18 protein-coding genes are annotated in these 18566 nt (G+C 39.8%); 4 read left to right on the forward strand and 14 right to left on the reverse strand.

What is annotated here, in order from left to right:
- The first annotated feature begins 128 nt into the window (after positions 1 to 128).
- Positions 129 to 1226, forward strand: a complete 1098-nt coding sequence (locus ACMFNG_RS00170) for a hypothetical protein (RefSeq protein ID WP_288073178.1) — start codon at positions 129 to 131, stop codon at positions 1224 to 1226.
- A gap of 85 nt (positions 1227 to 1311) precedes the next feature.
- Here the strand turns inward: ACMFNG_RS00170 and ACMFNG_RS00175 are convergent, their stop codons facing one another.
- The 3 genes from ACMFNG_RS00175 to ACMFNG_RS00185 all read right to left on the reverse strand — a co-directional run bounded on the left by ACMFNG_RS00175 (position 1312) and on the right by ACMFNG_RS00185 (position 3935).
- The gene (locus ACMFNG_RS00175; RefSeq protein ID WP_011012662.1) at positions 1312 to 1878 is read right to left on the reverse strand and encodes a GMP synthase subunit A; all 567 of its coding nucleotides are present in this window, start codon (positions 1876 to 1878) and stop codon (positions 1312 to 1314) included.
- 9 nt (positions 1879 to 1887) lie between these two features.
- The gene (gene guaA / locus ACMFNG_RS00180) at positions 1888 to 2829 is read right to left on the reverse strand and encodes a glutamine-hydrolyzing GMP synthase (RefSeq protein ID WP_011012663.1); all 942 of its coding nucleotides are present in this window, start codon (positions 2827 to 2829) and stop codon (positions 1888 to 1890) included.
- A gap of 101 nt (positions 2830 to 2930) precedes the next feature.
- A complete protein-coding gene (locus tag ACMFNG_RS00185) occupies positions 2931 to 3935 on the reverse strand; it encodes a formate--phosphoribosylaminoimidazolecarboxamide ligase (RefSeq protein WP_011012664.1) in 1005 nt (334 codons plus the stop codon).
- Between the two features lie 111 nt (positions 3936 to 4046).
- Here ACMFNG_RS00185 and ACMFNG_RS00190 point away from each other — a divergent pair, with 111 nt between their 5' ends.
- Positions 4047 to 5087, forward strand: coding sequence for a thiamine ABC transporter substrate-binding protein (locus ACMFNG_RS00190; protein ID WP_011012665.1), 1041 nt, complete (start codon positions 4047 to 4049; stop codon positions 5085 to 5087).
- Here ACMFNG_RS00190 and ACMFNG_RS00195 read toward each other — a convergent pair.
- From ACMFNG_RS00195 to ACMFNG_RS00245, 11 genes are all read right to left on the reverse strand, one after another.
- The gene (locus ACMFNG_RS00195) at positions 5074 to 6069 is read right to left on the reverse strand and encodes an ABC transporter ATP-binding protein (protein WP_011012666.1); all 996 of its coding nucleotides are present in this window, start codon (positions 6067 to 6069) and stop codon (positions 5074 to 5076) included. The two genes, ACMFNG_RS00190 and ACMFNG_RS00195, sit on opposite strands and share 14 nt — an antisense overlap.
- Complete coding sequence (locus tag ACMFNG_RS00200) at positions 6063 to 7628, reverse strand: ABC transporter permease (protein ID WP_011012667.1); 1566 nt, start codon at positions 7626 to 7628, stop codon at positions 6063 to 6065. The genes ACMFNG_RS00195 and ACMFNG_RS00200 overlap by 7 nt, the downstream gene beginning before the upstream one ends.
- Before the next feature lie 22 nt (positions 7629 to 7650).
- Positions 7651 to 9636 (reverse strand): formate dehydrogenase subunit alpha, encoded by a 1986-nt coding sequence (fdhF, locus tag ACMFNG_RS00205; protein ID WP_014835433.1) that lies wholly within the window; start codon positions 9634 to 9636, stop codon positions 7651 to 7653.
- 72 nt (positions 9637 to 9708) lie between these two features.
- On the reverse strand, positions 9709 to 10482 hold the full coding sequence (locus tag ACMFNG_RS00210; protein WP_011012669.1) for an ABC transporter ATP-binding protein: 774 nt from the start codon (positions 10480 to 10482) through the stop codon (positions 9709 to 9711).
- Positions 10454 to 10867, reverse strand: coding sequence for a hypothetical protein (locus tag ACMFNG_RS00215; RefSeq protein WP_014835434.1), 414 nt, complete (start codon positions 10865 to 10867; stop codon positions 10454 to 10456). Before ACMFNG_RS00215 ends, ACMFNG_RS00210 begins: the two co-directional genes overlap by 29 nt.
- Complete coding sequence (locus ACMFNG_RS00220) at positions 10864 to 11655, reverse strand: hypothetical protein (RefSeq protein WP_011012671.1); 792 nt, start codon at positions 11653 to 11655, stop codon at positions 10864 to 10866. Before ACMFNG_RS00220 ends, ACMFNG_RS00215 begins: the two co-directional genes overlap by 4 nt.
- 492 nt (positions 11656 to 12147) lie before the next feature.
- Positions 12148 to 12456: a hypothetical protein gene (locus ACMFNG_RS00225; protein WP_011012672.1), complete on the reverse strand. Its 309-nt coding sequence runs from the start codon at positions 12454 to 12456 to the stop codon at positions 12148 to 12150.
- A 176-nt stretch (positions 12457 to 12632) separates the two neighbouring features.
- A complete protein-coding gene (locus ACMFNG_RS00230) occupies positions 12633 to 13034 on the reverse strand; it encodes a hypothetical protein (protein ID WP_011012674.1) in 402 nt (133 codons plus the stop codon).
- A gap of 125 nt (positions 13035 to 13159) precedes the next feature.
- Positions 13160 to 13753 carry a pyridoxal 5'-phosphate synthase glutaminase subunit PdxT gene (gene pdxT / locus ACMFNG_RS00235; RefSeq protein WP_011012675.1) on the reverse strand — a complete coding sequence of 198 codons (594 nt, stop codon included), beginning with the start codon at positions 13751 to 13753 and terminating at the stop codon, positions 13160 to 13162.
- 31 nt (positions 13754 to 13784) lie between these two features.
- A complete protein-coding gene (gene pdxS, locus ACMFNG_RS00240) occupies positions 13785 to 14792 on the reverse strand; it encodes a pyridoxal 5'-phosphate synthase lyase subunit PdxS (protein ID WP_011012676.1) in 1008 nt (335 codons plus the stop codon).
- A 100-nt stretch (positions 14793 to 14892) separates the two neighbouring features.
- Positions 14893 to 15651: a sulfide-dependent adenosine diphosphate thiazole synthase gene (locus ACMFNG_RS00245; RefSeq protein ID WP_011012677.1), complete on the reverse strand. Its 759-nt coding sequence runs from the start codon at positions 15649 to 15651 to the stop codon at positions 14893 to 14895.
- 128 nt (positions 15652 to 15779) lie between these two features.
- Here ACMFNG_RS00245 and thiC point away from each other — a divergent pair, with 128 nt between their 5' ends.
- Together thiC and ACMFNG_RS00255 are read left to right on the forward strand one after the other, a co-directional pair.
- Positions 15780 to 17069, forward strand: a complete 1290-nt coding sequence (gene thiC / locus ACMFNG_RS00250; RefSeq protein ID WP_011012678.1) for a phosphomethylpyrimidine synthase ThiC — start codon at positions 15780 to 15782, stop codon at positions 17067 to 17069.
- A 105-nt stretch (positions 17070 to 17174) separates the two neighbouring features.
- The gene (locus ACMFNG_RS00255) at positions 17175 to 18491 is read left to right on the forward strand and encodes an NAD(P)/FAD-dependent oxidoreductase (protein ID WP_011012679.1); all 1317 of its coding nucleotides are present in this window, start codon (positions 17175 to 17177) and stop codon (positions 18489 to 18491) included.
- Positions 18492 to 18566: the final 75 nt, after the last annotated feature.

An 18566-nucleotide genomic window follows, 5' to 3' on the forward strand; every position in this document is an offset into this window, starting at 1 on the left:
GGTATCACCAATTATAGTAATGATGTTAATGTTTATAAAAATTACTATAAAATTTCAGGAATAAAAGTAGAATTTTATGTAATGAAGATCCAAAAGATTTTTAAATTAATTTAAGTTCTCTCTAGATGATGATAAGTAAAAGAATTATGCTCATGATCCTAGGAGTAGTTATCCTAACACCCACAGTCTCTGCATTAAGCATTAGCTGTCCTTCTGAAGTACTATATGATCAAACTCTTCAGTGTGAAATCATAGGAGTTAGCAAACTCAAAGAAGATAACATAGAAGTAATGCCTCCTTTGCCAGTTTTTATTGAAGACAAGCATGTTAGGATTTATACTGATACTATTATCCAGAGAAGGCGTGAGAATTTTAGAGTTGCTTTAGGCCCAATGCCTAAATGGGTTGTTGCAGCGGCTCCCCTAAATCTTTCAATTCTAATAAAAGATCCAGAATCTAAGATGACTTATTACTTCAACAAAGTGGTCTACTTAAAAGTACCGCTCAAGAAGATTTTGAAAGCTATTGGCTTTGGAGCATTTGTAATTGGAGTTATCTTTATAGAAGTTCTTCCGCAATATACTTCCGGAAGAGCTTTTGTAGCTTCAATTGTGGGTCCTATTTTATGGCTTGGGGATAAGTATTTAGTGACTCTCTCAGCTCTCATTGTTTATTTTGGACTTTCAATTACCTGGGATGGAAGTTTAGATAAAAGTGCTCAAGAACTTATTAAGAGCTTAGTTGTAACTGGGAGCATAACAGTTATTCTCCTATTGGGAATTGCACTTGCACTTGGATTATATTTAAACAAATATCCGAAAGTTTCGTTCTTTACAGGGTTGGAATGGACAACTCTCATCCCCCTAGCACTTGGTTCATCTTCTAGAGAAGACTACACCATAAGCTTTTTCATTCATATCTTCTTGATATGCATAATAGCGATTATAATATGGCGCTATGCAGACTATCCATACTCCAAGTGTAGAAAAGCTCTTAACTTCTTTGATAAATTCTCTATCCCTTTCAATTTCCTATTACTTAGCTTCTTTTATGCATTTTATGTTGTGAAAACTCCAAAGCCTGTTCAAGCGTTTTTCTTAGCCACAACAGGATTTTTTATGTATTCAACTAAATTAGCCTTTGAAAAGGTAAAAGAGGCCAAAATTCAGTTTGATAAGGACATAAAACGCATCGAAAGAGGAGGCATGAATATTTATAGCATTTAAAAATTTTAAGAAAGTAGCTATAAAGTATGCATGAGATGATGAATAAACCCGTTGCTGAAAAATGATGAGAGGATCGACTAGCTGACTACAGCTCACCACATATCTTTGCAAAATTCCTCAGTATATCTGCCCCATGCTCTGTATGGGCAACCTCTGGATGAAACTGAACTCCATAGATTGGAAGCTCTTCATGCTTCATTGCCTCAACTGGACAAGTATCACTCCTTGCAAGGAGCTTAAACTTCGGTGGAAGCTTTTTAACTTCATCCATATGGCTTTCCCAGACCCTTACTTTTCTCGGCAATCCTTTGAAGATGTCGTTCTCGTCGATTATTTCAATTTCAACTAAGCTATACTCTGCTTTCTCTCCTCTCCCAACTTCTCCCCCAAAGAACTTTGCTATGAGCTGGTGCCCAAGGCAAATCCCTAGAATTGGAACATTGAATTCTTCGTAATGTTCAAGAATCTTTTCACAATTACCAGTGTTCTCTAAGCTTGGTCCTCCAGAAAAGATAATCCCCTTAGGTTTCATTGCCTTTATCTCATCCAAAGGAGTGGTGTTAGGGATTATCTTTGCTTCTACTCCTAAATAGCGAAGAGTTCTCCATATCCTATGGACATATTGCCCTCCATTGTCCATTATAATGATCATCTCACTCCCTCACTCAAATTCTATTGTTGCAGGTGGCTTGTTCGTTATGTCATAAAGTACCCTTCCAACTTCGGGAATCTCGCTAGTTATTCTGAAAGCTATCCTCTGAAGAACTTCCCAGGGGACGTTCATAGCATTTGCTGTCATACCATCTACACTTTCGACAATTCTTACTGCAATAGTTTCCTTGTACGCCCTAATATCCCCCTGAACGCCTACAGTTTTAACTCCAAGGAGAACAGCAAAGGCTTGCCATGGCCTTAGTCCAGCTTTTTCAATTTCCTCTTCCACAATAGCATTTGCCTCTCTAACTATTCTTATCTTCTCAGGAGTTACTTCTCCAATAACTCTGACAGCAAGTCCTGGGCCTGGGAAAGGCATTCTGTTGTAGATTTTCTCTGGAAGGCCTAACTCCTTGGCTAATTGTCTAACCTCATCCTTATAGAGATCTCTAAGAGGTTCTATTATCTTTAGATTTAACTTCTCCGGCAATCCTCCAACGTTGTGATGGCTCTTGATTTTTCCTTGACTTTCAATCCAATCTGGTGCTATTGTCCCCTGAATGAGATATTCCGCCCCAATGTCCTTTGCAACTTCCTCAAACACCTCTATGAATACCCTTCCAATAATTTTTCTTTTCTCTTCAGGATCTGTAACGCCCTTTAGAGCTGCGAAGAATCTGTCCTGGGCATCAACGTAGTGAAGGTTCATGCCAAATTCGTCCCTAAAGGTTTTAATTACAAACTCCGGCTCTCCTTTCCTTAGGAATCCAGTATTTACGAATACTGCATGAAGCCTATCCCCTATTGCTCTGTGAGCTAAGACTGCAGCAGTTGAACTATCAACTCCCCCTGAGAGCGCAATTATCGCCTTAGAGTCTCCTACAGTCTCTCTAATTTCCCTAATCTTTTCTTCAATGAACTTCTCCCACACCTTGACCCACCTCTTCATCAAACGATTGTCTAAACTTTATTAAAAGTCTTGCGAAATTAAACATAAAGTTGTAAACAAATTCCCCTCTGGACATTTTTAGATAAAATAGATTATAAGGATTAGGTAAGAACTTTCTCCAGCATATCATTCTCAATTGCCTCTCTAATTTCCATGGCTATCCTTCTTCCAGTACTTACTGGCCTATCATATCTAAGCCATGTGTATGGAGAGCCGTTAACAAAGATGTTAGTTCCGGCCACTATTCTTGCTGATATTTCAAAGACAACAAATTCAAGATCCGGTGTAAATACCCCCTCGAGACAGAACGGGCCCCATAGCCCTCCCATAAGCTCCTCCGCAGCCTTTACAACTCTCTCTCCTGCCTCTATCACGTCCATTAAAAGGCTCTCTCTTAAGACTATTGGAATGTTTCCTATGACCGTATAGGTGATATCCATATCAAATTCAAGCTGATCTTTTGCTGGTATTCTTCCTATTGCGTCAACGTTGCTCTCATACCTCCTATCTATGCTCATTAGCTCCAACTCCTCTCTAACTTTGGAGTAGAAGTAATGGGGATATACTGGGACGCCCAACACGTATTCCTGGATTTGAATGTTCTTTAAATCTTCCTTCCTTTTAATCCCAAGGAATTTCTCAGCCTTTCTCCAGAAATCTTCTGGATCTTTAGCTAAGAAGTACCCCTTCCCTCCTTTAGCTCCATGTGGCTTTACAATCACTGGTTTCTCTATATCGTCAGGATCTTCATAAACTTCTGGAACTCTTATTCCTGCTTTTTTGAGCCATTTTCTCTCTAAATTTCTGTCACTCTCCCACCTAAGAACTCTTTTATTTCCGAAATAGGGAACTTTCATGTTTTCAACAAGCTCTATTCCCAGGTGAGCAACAAAAGAACCTGTTGGAACTACTACAGCATTCAAATTTAGTAGTTCTTCTTCTGGATACTTTTCTTCGATGAAATAATCAGCTACTGGGAAGTATTTGGTATAGAGAGGCTTCACCTTTGAGGAACCAAATGCTATTGTCTCAAACCCTTCATCTTTTGCCCCCTTGAGTATTTGAAGGGCTGAATGGGAGGCATAAGTTGCTATCCTAACCTTCATCTTTTCACCATTTTTATGTAAAAATTCGAGTTTTTTAAAGATTTTTTTGACATTTTTATGTAAATAAAAAGCTTAAACTTCGAACCAGAAAAGTTTAAGGGGTGAAAGAAAATGAACAAGATTGTTACTGGAATCTTGCTTGTCTTAGTTCTAATGGCAAGTGGGTGTATAACCTCCCCAGGTGAGCAGGAGAAGGTTCTGACAGTATATGCCTATGACAGCCTAGAATACTGGCTAAAGGAGGTAATTCCAGAGTTCGAGGAAGAGTACAACGTAAAGGTGAACTTGGTCCTAGTTGGAAGTACGGGAGAACTTGTTAACAGGCTAATTATAGAAAAGGACAACCCAAAGGCGGATGTTGTAGTTGGTATTGACAACACCTTCATGAGCAAAGCAATAAAGGCGGGTGTTCTAGAAAAATACAAGCCCAGGAATGTTGATGTTATACCTCAGTGGATAATAGAAAAGTTCGACCCCGAATTTTACTTAACACCATTCGACTATGGCTACATAGCATTCAACTACAGAACTGACTTAATCCAAGACTATCCAAAGAGCCTGGACGATTTAACAAAGCCAGAGTGGAAGGGCAAGATTATAATTGAAGACCCAAGAACGAGTTCTCCAGGATTAGCATTCATGCTCTGGACCATTGCGGTATATAAAGACCAATGGCTTGATTATTGGGCAAAGTTGAGGGAAAACGTCCAGATAGTAAAGGGATGGAGTGCAGCCTGGGAAGCTTTTAGTAAGGGAGAGTATCCAATAGTTCTTAGTTATGCCACTTCACCAGCAGCTTCTGTGTATTATGAAAATAACACGAACATCAGGGCTATTGAGTTCGAAGAAGGAAACTTTCTCCAGATAGAAGGTGTCGGAATAGTGAAGGGAACTAAAAACAGAGAGCTGGCAGAGAAGTTTGTAGAGTTCCTAATCAGCGAAAAGGCCCAAGAAAAGTTACCAACAACTCAGTGGATGTACCCCGTAAATAAGAACGTTAAGCTACCAGAAGTTTACAAGTACGCTCTGGAGGTCAAGAAACCCGTTACCATCGATCCAGCTCTTGTGGCAGAAAATCTTGATAAGTGGCTAAAGCAGTGGACAGAGGTGGTTGTAGAAGGAAAGAGTCCTGAAGAAGTTAAAGGACAATAAACCTCCTTATCTTAATCCCTACCTTTGCCCCCTTTCTTATTTTCTCTATCTCCTCTAGGGGTCTTTCAGCTAATATCGTTATGTTATCAACCTCTAAATACACCTTCACTCTTCCTGGGATTATTTCGTAATCTACAACTCTAGCAGCATCCCCCTCTCCAATTTCAACGTGCTCAGGCCTAAAGAATATCTTCACTTTTTTAGAGGATGTGGAAATATTAAACTCCAGAGAACCAATCTTTGCCTTTCCATCATGCACCCTTGCTTCCAACAAATTTCCATCTCCCAAAAATCTTGCGACAAATTCACTCTTTGGATTTAGGTAGAGATCCAAGGGCTCTCCCACCTGCTCTATTTTTCCAAAGTTCATCAAAGCTATTCTATCACTTATTGCCATTGCCTCCACTTGATCATGAGTTACGTACACAGTTGTAATTCCAACTTCCCTCTGTATTCTCCTTATTTCACGCCTAAGCCTTTCCCTTACTCTAGCATCTAAATTGCTTAAAGGCTCATCCAAAAGAAGAATATCTGGCTCAACAACTAGTGCCCTAGCAAGGGCAACTCTCTGTTGCTGTCCACCGCTAAGTTGCTCTGGATAACGATTTTCAAGACCTTCCAGTCCAACTAACTTTATAGCTTCTTTAACCTTTCTTTCAATTTCACCCCTGGGAATCTTTCTAACTTTCAATCCAAATGCAATGTTCTCATAAACGGTCATGTGAGGAAAGAGGGCGTAATCTTGAAATACGAATCCTACATTCCTTTCATAGGGCTTTTTTGATGTCACATCATCTCCATCAAACAGAACTCTACCAGAGTCAGGACTTTCAAGTCCAGCGATTATTCTCAAGGTTGTTGTTTTCCCACATCCACTTGGACCTAAGAGAGTTAACAGCTCGCCGTCTTTAACTTTTAAGCTCACCTCAAGCCTAAAGTTCTCGAAAGATTTAGTTACATTCTCGAGTTCTACCGTTACCATATCTCACCACCAACTTTTTCAATTATCAAAAAGCTAATTCCAGAAACAAGCATTAGGATTACAGCCAAAGCTGAAGCTGGGCCAAATTGCCTTGCGGATATAAACTTATAGATGGCCATCGTTAGTGTTGTGTATTCTGGCCTTGCAAGCATGTAAGTAGTTGCGAGCTCTCCCAAGCTTATTGCAAAGGCAAATAGTGCCCCAGTTATGAGACCCTTTTGTATTAGAGGAAGCTCTACCTCTTTAAAGGCAATCCCTTCCTTAGCCCCCAGTGTTAATGCAGCTTCAAACAGAGATTTCTTTACCTTCACTAGAGAGGACGAAAGAGCTCTTAGCACAAAGGGATATGCAACCGTTGAGTGAGCCAACGCAATTATTACCCAGGAGTCATAGAGAGGAGTCTTCCTAAAGGCGAGGAGATATCCAAGGCCCAGAACTACAGAGGAGCTAGCCAAGGGAAGAGTTGCAAGGGCATCTACCAAGATTTTTCCTCTGAATCTGTATTTAGTTAGTGTATAGGCCAGAGGAAGAGCAACTAAAAGAGAAATTATCATGGTGAAGACACCGAACATTAGAGAGTTAAGAATTGTCCTTAGAGACGTTGTTCCAAACATTGGATTGTATTCTTCCGAAAACGCCCTCATATACCATTCCAAACTAATCCTCCCGTCATAAGTTAGAGAGTCAATAACAACAGCTATCAGTGGGCCAATAATAAATACTCCAATGACCACAAAATAGAGGAGAGCTAAGTAGAGAGACAACCCTCTCAATTTCTTCTTCCCTATTATTATTCTCTGCTCTTCCATTTTTGCATAAATGCTAAGCACCTTTAAGTAGGCGTACATAAAGGTTAAGCTTAGAGTAAGTTGAAGAAGAGCTAACGCGGAGCCTGTTTTGAAGTCCAAAAGAACCATTATTGAGGTAAAGATATCAACTTCAAGGGTTGAGTACCTATACCCACCCAAGATTAGAGGAATTGAAAAGCTCATGAAGGAGAATGTAAATGTTAGAAGGGCAGAAGATATAACTCCTGGAAGAATTAGAGGGAACGTCACCTTCCTAAAGAGGAAAAAACCCTTGGCCCCTAACGTCATTGCCGCTTCCTCATAATGGGGATTTGTTCTTTCCAGTACAGTACCCACCATTCTCACTACCACTGGATAATTGTAGAAGGCATGAGCTAGAACAATCGCCTTCCATGAGTACAGAACATTAAGCCACCCAAGGGGCCCAGACTTTCCAAAAAGTATTAGAAATCCTAAAGCAACCATGACGCTTGGCATTACAAAGGGGATGGTGATTAAAGCCTTAAGAAAATCTTTCCCCGGGAAGTCATACTTAGCAAAGATGTAGGCCCCAGGAAGCCCTATGAGAAGAGTTACCACAGTTGAACCTATTGCCTGGGCAAATGTAAAGGAAATAACTCTTAAGTGATAACTATCAGTCACCACATCCACTAAGGCCTTTACATCGATTCCCTCCTTGACTATAAGGAAAATTGGAAGGTAGAAAAACACCCCCAAGAACAAAAGTGATAAAGGCAACAATCTCTTCATGATTGTTTGTTAGATTAAGGAGTTATGAAACTTTCCTTATTCTTGCTGCCGAAAACTTGAGCTCTGGAGTTCCTGCTTTATTTAACGCATCGTTGGTTAATACATTGGCCTCAAAGTGGAAGGGTATTGCTATAACACCCCTTTGGATGTTTGATATCTTTGCCTTGAGGGTTAAGTTTCCCCTTCTCGTTTCAACTACAACGTAGTCTCCTTCTTTAATTCCGTACTCTTGGGCATCTTCCCTACTAATTAGTACAAACGGTTCACCAATCATTTTTGTCAAGGACGGACTCCTCATTGTCATCTCTCCAGTGTTATAATGAGTAATCAACCTAACCGTTGTAAGAATGAGAGGATATTCTCCATTCGGTTCTTCCCATGGCATTATTTGTTCCACTGATATAAATCGGGCCCTTCCACCTGGAGTCAAAAATCTATCGGTATACAACCTGGGTGATGGAATTACAATGCCCTCAGAGTTTTTCAGTTCCTCTACACTCCTATTTTCAAGTTCTGGGAATAACTTAAAGTATTCCTCTGTTATTTCCTCAACCCTTTTGTAGTTAAAACCCCTCAACCCAAGAGCATTTGCCAACATTGTTAGAATCTCCCAATCTGGCTTGCTCTCCCCTAGTGGTTCGCAAGCTTTATGACTCCACTGTATTCTCCTCTCGCTGTTCATGTAAGAACCTTCCTTCTCACAGAAGGCGGCCGCTGGCAGGACATAGTGAGCGTACCTAGCTGTTCTTGTGAGAAATATGTCCTGAACAACCAATAACTCGAGCTTAGTTAGGGCCTTTCTAACTTTTAGAACATTTGCATCACTAATGGCAGGATTTTCACCAACGATGTAGAGGACCTTTAAATCACCATTCAATATGGCATCCCAATATTCAGTAAGGTACAAACCTCTCTCCGTGGGTAAATCTTCAACTCCCCACAATTTTGCAACTTTCTTCCTGAACTCTGAGTCAGATAAAGGGACATAACCAGGAAGGAATTCGCTCAAAGTTCCCATGTAAGCTGCTCCTTGGACATTATTCTGTCCCCTCATGGGATATAATCCACCCTTTTCCCCAAAATATCCCAGGAGAAGAGCTATATTTATTAAAGCAAGAACGTTTTCAACTCCCGCTATTTGCTGAGTAACTCCCATTCCCCATAATATAGCCCCACTTCCAGCCTTTGCAAAAGCTTCAGCTATTTCTTTAATTAACCTCGCTGGAACGCCCGTAATCTTTTCAGCATATTCGGGAGTGTATTTCTTAACTCCCATCCTTATCTCTGAAAATCCTACAGTCCTCTTCTCAATGAAATCTTTATTGTACCAACGATTTTCAATTATGACATTCATTATGGCGTTTGCCAAAGTTATATCAGTCCCAGGACGAATTATTACCTTATAATCCCCAAATTTCATTGTTGTAGTTTCCCGAACGTCCACAACAATAATCTTAGCCCCATTCTTCTTGGCATTCATTATGTATTGCATAACGACAGGATGAGTTTCGGCTGGATTGTAGCCCCATATCATGAGTGCCTTGAACTTTTCCAAATCTGAGTAGGGGTTAGTCTGAATCCCTGCTCCTAGAGTTAGCTTTAAGGCGTGTACACTTGATTCATGACACAATCTAGCACAATTGTCTATGTTGTTTGTGCCCAAAAGTCTCGCAATTTTTTGGAGCAAATAATTTTCTTCATTAGTAATCTTTGATGAGGCAATAAAAGCTATTGAACTCGGTCCATAATTTTCAATAATTTCTCTTATCTTCTCAGCTATCTCGGAAATTGCTCTCTCCCAGGATATTCTCTTAAAGTCACTGCCTTCTCTTTTTAGGGGGTATCTAAGTCTATCTTTTGAATAGACATGCTCAAGTGCAAATAATCCTTTTGGACAAAGCTTACCCCTGTTTGGCTCGCCCCTATAAGGCCTAACTTTCTTTGTAATTGTATCTACCAAAAGATTGCAACCAAAACCACAGTAGGGACAAACTACTTTCACACTCATTCTCACACCTATAGACATGATAATGTCAAAAATTAAAAGTTTTTTGGTCTGTATTTACACATAAATGTAAATCTAAAACATCTTCATCAGCCAATCTTCAATAGAAATTGGTTCTATCTTAACAAGCTTCTTTCCTTGGGAGATTAGGGAATTCACTTTTTCCACATCGTTTATTATCACATTTCCATCCTCAAATATAGCCCTAAATCCTGTCAAATCAGATAGTTCTTTTCCTCTATAATTTGCAAGAACCTTGCCATGATAAAGAACCACAAGGGAATCTATTTCTTCAATGTTTGTAAATACGTGAGAGACAATTACTATGTTGAGCTTTTTCTTTAGCTCCAAAAATGTCCTCATCATACTTCGCTTAGCTATTATATCAACGTTACTAAACGGCTCATCAAGAAATACAGCCCTAGGATTTCCAACAAATGCTGAAGCTACTAAAAACCTCCTCTTGAACCCCTGGGAAAGCTCTTTAAATCTCTTATTTTTAACTTTATCTAGTTCAAAGAGGGTTATTATTTCATCAGAGTTATCATTCCCCCTAAGGTGTCCGACGGCACTAAGGTATTCCTTAACTCTGATGTTCGGTGGAAACACAATTTTTTCATACGCAAAACCCAATTCAGAGGCAGGAACATCCAGATAGTCCCTGCCGAATATCCTTATATTTCCAGAGTCTGGCCTTATTATATTGCTCATAATTTTGATAAAAGTTGTCTTTCCACTTCCATTTGGCCCTAGAATAAATGACAGTCCCTCATCAAGTACAAATGAGACATTATCTAGAGCTTTTATTTCTCCGTACGATTTACTTACGTTCCAGCACTCTAAAAACATATCCCCCCACCACGCCAATTATTATAATAAGGGCTACATGAGGAGTTGGAAATTTAACTTTAGGAAGCAACTTAACGGTAGCTTTGCTATTGAGGCTCTGAACTACCATCAACACAGCACCTCTGAGGTTAGTAGAAAATCTACCCTTGTGTGTACCTTCATAAGTAACTACGGTAACGTTTTCTCCTTTAATGAGATATTCCCCCGCTATGGGAATTGTTATAAGCTTTATATTAACTGCACACGTTTTTGTTTCTTCTTCCCCTTTAGAGACTCCGAAGGATAAAAAGGTCATTTCTAGGGGATGAGAAGCTAAGAAAGTAATCACTCCTAATGTTCCAGCCAAAAATAGAGATGACAAAATAATCGTCATCCAAAACCTCAATAGTAGTCACCTCCCTCAAAGATTTTAATTGTTACAAGAGGTGTAATGCCCAATAAGAGCAAACCAACAATGGACGTAAACTTCAACTCCACAAATTCAGGGAAGAGCATCCATTGAAAGAGGTCTAAGAAAGGAAAAATAAGTTCATTTCCTGGCAGTTCCGACAAGAATGCCCCAACCACTAGGAAAGAGAGTAGAACAGAAAAAGAGTATTCCCTTGAAGAAACAGAAATTAGCGATGAAAAGAAAATTCCCCAGGTTGAAGCTAAAAATAGCGAAATAAAGAGCTTTAACATAACACCAACTTCAATGTTCATTCCATATAGCTGAAGAAGGAAAGAAATAGCAATGCTAACAAGTAGGGAGCTGAAGAGAGAATAAACTAGAACTGGGGATAATCTCGTCAAGATTATGGCCCTTTTATTTCTCAAAATTCCAATGTCATATATTATGGTTCCCATAGAGATAGATTTTCCCAGGATAAGAGCAGATAAAAGAGAAGCAGACAAGAAAACTCCACTAAATACAATTTTTATTCCCTTTTTAAGTGCTTTAGTTTGGGAACGTGCTACCTCATCAAAAAAGTACATGAGCGAGTGAGAGCTTTCCTCTATAACATTTCCTACTTCCTTGCAGGGAACTGTCTTCATGAACTCTGTTCCCTCACTAGGAATTTCCCCTAAGTCACTGAGAGCAAACCAAGTTATTACCAACAGGAGGGAGGGGAGGATTATCAGGAGAATAACAAGACCTTTATTTGACTCAATTTCAAGCAAGATATGCTTCACAAAATCACCTCCTTCTTAAAATTAGGTATGCAATTAATCCAAGGATTCCAAAAACAATGAGTGGAGTCCTTGATGTTCTTTGAGAGATAAGATGCTCTATTTGATCCCTAGAGAGTTCAGGGTTGAATATTAACAGAACACTACTATTGGTTACTCCAAAAGGATCCACAGGGTAAAAAGCTGAGGCCTCTATAACGAAGTTGTTCTTATAACTTACATCTATGGTTTTTAAGGGGACAGGTGCATCACATATTATATTACTCCAATTTCCCCACTCAACTAGGCAGACCTCATAGTTAAATGTTGTGGAGGAGAACAGATACTTTACGTCATTAATAACGATTCCACTTGAACCTGTGCTAATTCTAAAACTTTCGTAGTCCCCCTCTCTAAGATACTCAACTAAATGGAATGGCCTTTTTGTGTTTGGATTTATATAAAAAGGAAAGAAAACTGGCGTGTTGTTTAGATAGAAAGTGTTAGTGTCTTCTCTTATTCTAAAGTCTTTGTAATTGATTTGTTGATAAACCCCTTGAGATCTGGGCTGGCATCATCTATATGTAGGACAACAGTCACTTCATGAGTGTTTTCTGGTATTATGATTTCTACTCTCCCTAGATATTCTCTAAATCCGCTCAAATTTTCAGGAATAGCTACTGGGATAGTTTGATAAGTATTGTTTCCTACCCCACATAGTGGGATAATAACAACTGTCCCTTGAACAATAGTTGTGGAATATCCTAGAGATAATAAACCAACAAAAAATACAAGAAAGAAATATGAAATAAATACTCCTCTCATCCTGCTACCCCCCGATATAGAGTAAACCTCCTACATCTGCATTGGGATTAAATATCACTATCTCTTCAGAATCTTTCCAGAGAAAGTGATATGTTTTTCTAACTACTTTTACATAAGCTCTTGCATCAATCCTATATCCATAGGATGTTTTCGTTGATAATTTTCGTATCCAATAGTTAGGTTTTATAGTACCTAACATCTTTCTCTAAGCTATCATAATCTTTGCTCCTCACTTCTAGTAAATACAATGGAGAGAATACAGTTCTCTCCTTATCTCCATTTGTATACCATGTGAGGCTATAGCCAGATGCTGCAGCTGCTACTACACCATATTTTCCATTAATAGAAACATCAAAAGAGAGGTACGCGCTCCCATACCCTCTAGAAATTGACACCCTAGCATATGATACACTATCAGCAGTGTCAACCCATTTGCCAAGCAACTTTGTTACTGTTCCATGACCAGCAAGTTCAGGAGTAATTTCATTCTTTCTACTATTTACATAGGTAGATACTACTAAAATAATAAGCAATATTACACTAAATAATCTGTATGTAAATTTCAATACCACTGTCATCACCAAAACTTTATCGTAATAATTTTCCTTATAAAATTTTCATTGTACAGATATATAACAGAACATAGGTAGGTATAACTGAGAACTTAATTAAGTTAAGGACAAAAATAAAATTCCAAAATAATTTAGACAATCTTCTTTAGGAAATACTCGTGAATTCTAGTATCGTCAGTAAGCTCGGGATGGAATTCTAGACCGATAACGTTTCCTTGTTCAACCCCTACAACTCTATCTTCCAGCCAAGCAAGGGGCTTAACCTTGTCTGACAAAAGCTCAACTATCCTCGGAGCCCTAATGAAAACACCAATGAATGGTTTATCGTCAAATGCCAACTTTACAGGAGCTTCAAAGCTGTCAACTTGCCTACCATAGGCATTCCTGTTCACCTTCACATCAAGAACCTCAAGGAACTTTTGCTCTGGTGTAGCTCCAATAACTTCCTTTGCAAGCATTATCAGCCCTGCACAAGTACCCATTGCGGGGAGGCCATCCTCAATCATCTTTTTTAATGGATCAAATAATCCTGTTCTCTGCATTAGTCTTGAGATTGTTGTGCTTTCCCCTCCTGGGATTATTACTCCATCAATTTGGTTGAGTTGTTCGGGTCTCTTGACCCATATAACACTCCCTTCAATCCCTAATCTTTCCAAGGCCCTTTTAGTAGCTTCAATGTGCTCGCTTACATCTCCCTGAAGGCCAATAACACCTATCTTGACCATTAAATCACCTCAAAAAATAGAGAAGAGAAATTCAAACTCCCCTCTCTTCCATTCTAACTTCTAACTCCGCTATATCTTGCCCACGCATTGGTTCACCAATTTCCCTGCTTATCTCGGCAAGAACATCAGGCTCATCCCAGTGGTTCACTGCCTCAACTATTGCCCTTGCCATTGCTGGTGGGTTTGAGCTCTTGAAGATTCCAGAACCTACGAACACACCGTCCATACCCATTGCCATCATTAGAGCTGCATCAGCTGGTGTGGCAACTCCACCTGCAGCAAAGTTCACTACTGGCAACCTTCCAAGCTTCTTTATCTCTAAGAGAATCTTGTAGAGACCATCAACGATTTCCCTGTATGTAAAGCCCTCATAGATGGGCTCATTTTCGAGGACTCTCTTTGGTAAACCGCTTATTTCCTTAACGCTGAATGCCAACCTTAAGTATGGTTCTGCAAACTTCTCTGCAACACCATATATTTCCTCATCAGTCATTCTCTGAATTAATCTTATGTTTTCATTAACTAGCCTCACATGCCTCACGGCCTCAATAATGTTTCCAGTTCCTGCTTCTCCCTTTGTTCTAATCATTGCGGCTCCTTCCCATATCCTCCTCACGGCCTCTCCTAAGTTCCTTGCACCACAAACGAATGGAACTGTGAACTTCTTCTTATATATGTGGAAGAATGGATCTGCTGGAGTTAGAACTTCACTTTCATCGATCATATCAACCCCTAAGGCCTCAAGAATTCTTGCCTCAGCTTCATGGCCAATTCTAACCTTTGCCATTACTGGAATTGTAACGGCATCCATTATCTCCTGAATCTTCTCCACTGGCGCCATTCTAGCAACTCCACCAGCCTTTCTAATATCAGCGGGGACCTTGTGAAGAGCCATTACTGCTACAGCACCAGCTTCCTCTGCAATTCTAGCCTGTTCAGCATTCGTAACGTCCATAATGACTCCGCCCTTTACCATCTTTGCAAATCCTCTCTTGAGCCTTTCAGTTCCCTTCTCCATAATTATTTTCATCTTATCCATGCTAACCACCTCAAGTATAGTCTTTCAACAAAATATCAAGTTAAAACTTTATATAAACCTTACCTAAAATTTAGCAAACCATTGGCAAAAAAGAATAAAATTAGAGGCCAAGTTTTTGAAGTATTTCCATAGCAGCTTTTCTACCGCTCAAAAACATTCCACCAAAGATTGGCCCCATCCTTGGAGCTCCGCTAACAGCATTCGCCGCCATTCCAGTAACATAAAGTCCTGGGAATACTTCTTTTGTATTCTCAACTGTCAGCTTTTCACCCATCTCAGCCCACATTGCACCTTCTCCTGGGATCTTCTCGATTAACCCTCTTTTTAGAAGGAATTGAGTCACTTGAGCCCCGTGTCCTGTGGAATCTATGACGTACTTTGCCTCAACTGTCAATGGGTCAACGTGAAGCCCAGTCATCTTAACTGGAGTCCAATTAATAACAATTCCACTTACCCTATCGTCTTTTACAACCAAATCTTCAACCTCTACCATATTGAATATCTTAACTCCTGCCTTTACAGTTTTACTAGCTATTGTTGTGGCAACCTCTATGGCATCCGCAACATAGTATCCCTTCTCAAATTCTTCGTACCTTATATCGAATTCATCGAGTATTTCTTTTGCTTCCTCTTGAACCACTATTTTGTTGAATCCCATACCTCCTCCCCAGATGCCTCCCCCTATGGAGAGTTTCTTTTCAAATATGGCCACTTTGGCTCCACCTTTAGCAAGATAATACCCAGCCACCATCCCTGAAGGACCTGCGCCTACTATAGCAACGTCAAGTTCCAAGTTGTTTAAGAGGTCTTTGAAATAACTCTCAACTATAGCCCTACTTATAACAACGTCCTTCAGCATCTTTATCACCACTCAAAACTGAGTTTTATAATATAAAAACTTTGTTTTTTTCATCATGGAAAATGTTTTAAGTGCCCTACAAAACCAAGTTTTGTATTACAAAAACCCTATTATCTGGAGGTGCAAATATGACTCAGATGGAAGAAGCCAAAAGAGGAGTAATTACGGAAGAAATGAAGAAGATTGCAAAAATTGAGAAAATAGACCCAGAAAAATTAAGGAGAAGTGTTGCAAAAGGACATACTGTTATTTTTAGGAATGTAAATCACGATTGGGTTGTTCCGGTGGCGGTGGGTCAAGGGGTTAGGGTTAAGGTCAACGCAAACATAGGGACTTCAAGGGATATAGTAAACGTGGAAGAAGAGATCGAAAAGGCAAAGATAGCTGTAAAATATGGAGCCGACACTATAATGGATCTCTCCACGGGAGGGGATCTAGACTTCATTAGAAGAAAGATAATGAAAGCTGTGAACGTTCCCGTGGGAACAGTGCCAATATACCAAGCTGCAGAAGAAATGCTTGCAAGGGGAAAGGCCATAATAGAGATGACAGAAGATGATATGTGGAAAGCGGTAGAGAAACACTTTAAAGATGGCGTAGACTTTGTCACAATACATGCTGGAGTAACAAAGGAAGTTGTTGAGAAGTTAAAGAGAGTAAATAGGGTAGTTGGAATGGTATCAAGAGGAGGCACATTTTTGGCAGCATGGATACTTCACTGGGGCGAAGAAAATCCCTTCTATAAAAATTATGAGTACTTACTAGAGCTTGCAAAGGAGTATGACGTAGTTCTCAGTTTAGGCGATGGTCTTAGGCCTGGAGGGCTTCCCGATGCCGGAGATGAGCTTCAAATTGCAGAGCTCTACACTATAGGAAGACTAGTAAAGAGGGCTAGGGAATTTGGAGTTCAAACTATGGTAGAAGGGCCAGGTCATGTGCCAATAGACCAGATACCAACTCATATAAGGCTCATGAAGATTGCAAGTGACAATGCACCGGTTTATGTGCTTGGTCCAATAGTTACCGATATCTTCCCTGGCTATGACCACATTTCCGCAGCCATTGGAGGTGCAATTGCAGCTTTAAATGGAGCAGACTTCCTCTGCTATGTAACTCCAGCTGAGCATTTAGGCCTTCCAACCATAGAGCATGTAAAAGAAGGAGTAATAGCAACGAAAATAGCAGCTCATGCAGTAAACCTAACAAGATTTGAGGAAGACTTTAAGATTGACTACCAGATGAGCCTTGCTAGAGGAAAGCTCAACTGGAAAGAGCAATTTAAGATCGCATTTGACAAAGAGAAATTTATCGAGATAAGAAAAGAGAGGCCAACAAAGAGTGAAGCGTGCTCCATGTGTGGAGATCTTTGCGCAATTAAGATTGTAAGGGAAATGCTTGGACACAAGGCAAGAAGCTAAGTTTGAACAAATGCTAATTTTTCACCTCCAATACTGTGATTTTTTGGATTTTTTAAAGATTAAATATTTAATGTCACTCAAACTTTATTATCTCTTGGTGGTCGAATGAGAATAGTTGTTATAGGTTCGGGAACTGCAGGAAGCAACTTTGCACTTTTTATGAGGAAATTGGACAGAAAAGCCGAGATAACAGTAATTGGAAAAGAAGAAACAATGCAATATTCTCCCTGCGCTTTGCCTCACGTCATAAGCGGAGTTATAGAAAAGCCCGAAGATGTAATAGTTTTCCCCAATGAATTTTATGAAAAGCAGAGAATTAAGCTCCTCCTAAACACTGAAGCTAAGAAAATAGACAGGGAAAGGAAAGTCGTTGTCACTGATAAGGGTGAAATTCCATACGACAAGCTTGTTATAGCAACAGGTTCTAAGGCTTTTGTCCCTCCAATAAAGGGAGTAGAAAATGAGGGAGTTTTCACACTGAAGAGCCTAGAAGATGTCCGAAAGATAAAGGAGTTTATTAAAAAGAGAAATCCAAAGAACGCCGTTGTGATCGGCGCGGGTTTAATTGGGCTGGAAGGAGCCGAAGCTTTCGCAAAGCTAGGAATGAAGGTTACAGTTGTTGAGCTTTTAGAGCACCTCTTGCCCACCATGCTGGACAAAGATATTGCTAAAATAGTCGAAGAAAACATGAGAAAGTACGGAGTAGACTTCAAATTTGGAGTTGGAGTGGATGAAATAATAGGAGATCCAGTGGAAAAAGTAAAAGTGGGAGAGGAGGAAATCGACGCTGATATAGTTCTTGTAGCTACTGGTGTTAGGGCGAATGTAGAGTTAGCCAAAGAGGCAGGACTTGAGGTCAACAGGGGAATAGTCGTAAATGAATACCTCCAAACTAGTGACCCAGATATCTATGCAATAGGAGACTGTGCTGAGGTTATAGATGCAGTCACTGGAAAAAGAACTCTCAGCCAACTTGGAACTTCAGCAGTTAGAATGGCAAAAGTTGCTGCAGAGAACATAGCTGGGAGAAATGTGAAGTTTAGACCAGTATTCAACACTGCCATAACTGAGATCTTTGATCTTGAAATTGGAGCCTTTGGTATTACAGAGGAGAGGGCCAAGAAGGAGGAAATCGAAGTGGTTGTAGGAAAATTCAGAGGTTCAACGAAACCTGAATACTACCCAGGAGGAAAGCCGATAGTTGTTAAGTTAATCTTTAGGAAAGAAGACAGAAGACTAATAGGTGCTCAAATAGTGGGCGGAGAAAGAGTTTGGGGGAGAATAATGACACTTTCTGCATTAGCCCAGAAAGGAGCTACCGTTGAAGATGTTGTCTATCTTGAAACTGCCTATGCTCCTCCAATAAGCCCAACTATAGATCCAATTACGATAGCAGCTGAGATGGCTATGAGAAAGTTATGATAACCTGGGCTTCTTTTGTATTATTTTTTTGGTGATTTTTATGGAGGATTGATTAACCTCTCAAGGTTATGAAGG

Origin of the sequence: Pyrococcus woesei, assembly GCF_050496105.1 — an archaeon.
Taxonomy (GTDB): domain Archaea; phylum Methanobacteriota_B; class Thermococci; order Thermococcales; family Thermococcaceae; genus Pyrococcus; species Pyrococcus furiosus.

What these genes read in the sequence shown, in the direction of transcription:
- ACMFNG_RS00170 (WP_288073178.1), top strand. Translation starts at nt 129, where the DNA reads ATGATAAGTAAAAGAATTATGCTCATGATCCTAGGAGTAGTTATCCTA.
- ACMFNG_RS00200 (WP_011012667.1), bottom strand. Translation starts at nt 7,628, where the DNA reads ATGAAGAGATTGTTGCCTTTATCACTTTTGTTCTTGGGGGTGTTTTTC.
- guaA (WP_011012663.1), bottom strand. Translation starts at nt 2,829, where the DNA reads ATGAAGAGGTGGGTCAAGGTGTGGGAGAAGTTCATTGAAGAAAAGATT.
- fdhF (WP_014835433.1), bottom strand. Translation starts at nt 9,636, where the DNA reads ATGAGTGTGAAAGTAGTTTGTCCCTACTGTGGTTTTGGTTGCAATCTT.
- ACMFNG_RS00185 (WP_011012664.1), bottom strand. Translation starts at nt 3,935, where the DNA reads ATGAAGGTTAGGATAGCAACTTATGCCTCCCATTCAGCCCTTCAAATA.
- ACMFNG_RS00190 (WP_011012665.1), top strand. Translation starts at nt 4,047, where the DNA reads ATGAACAAGATTGTTACTGGAATCTTGCTTGTCTTAGTTCTAATGGCA.
- ACMFNG_RS00175 (WP_011012662.1), bottom strand. Translation starts at nt 1,878, where the DNA reads ATGATCATTATAATGGACAATGGAGGGCAATATGTCCATAGGATATGG.
- pdxT (WP_011012675.1), bottom strand. Translation starts at nt 13,753, where the DNA reads ATGGTCAAGATAGGTGTTATTGGCCTTCAGGGAGATGTAAGCGAGCAC.
- thiC (WP_011012678.1), top strand. Translation starts at nt 15,780, where the DNA reads ATGACTCAGATGGAAGAAGCCAAAAGAGGAGTAATTACGGAAGAAATG.
- ACMFNG_RS00195 (WP_011012666.1), bottom strand. Translation starts at nt 6,069, where the DNA reads ATGGTAACGGTAGAACTCGAGAATGTAACTAAATCTTTCGAGAACTTT.
- ACMFNG_RS00255 (WP_011012679.1), top strand. Translation starts at nt 17,175, where the DNA reads ATGAGAATAGTTGTTATAGGTTCGGGAACTGCAGGAAGCAACTTTGCA.
- pdxS (WP_011012676.1), bottom strand. Translation starts at nt 14,792, where the DNA reads ATGGATAAGATGAAAATAATTATGGAGAAGGGAACTGAAAGGCTCAAG.
- ACMFNG_RS00245 (WP_011012677.1), bottom strand. Translation starts at nt 15,651, where the DNA reads ATGCTGAAGGACGTTGTTATAAGTAGGGCTATAGTTGAGAGTTATTTC.
- ACMFNG_RS00225 (WP_011012672.1), bottom strand. Translation starts at nt 12,456, where the DNA reads ATGAGAGGAGTATTTATTTCATATTTCTTTCTTGTATTTTTTGTTGGT.
- ACMFNG_RS00230 (WP_011012674.1), bottom strand. Translation starts at nt 13,034, where the DNA reads ATGACAGTGGTATTGAAATTTACATACAGATTATTTAGTGTAATATTG.
- ACMFNG_RS00210 (WP_011012669.1), bottom strand. Translation starts at nt 10,482, where the DNA reads ATGTTTTTAGAGTGCTGGAACGTAAGTAAATCGTACGGAGAAATAAAA.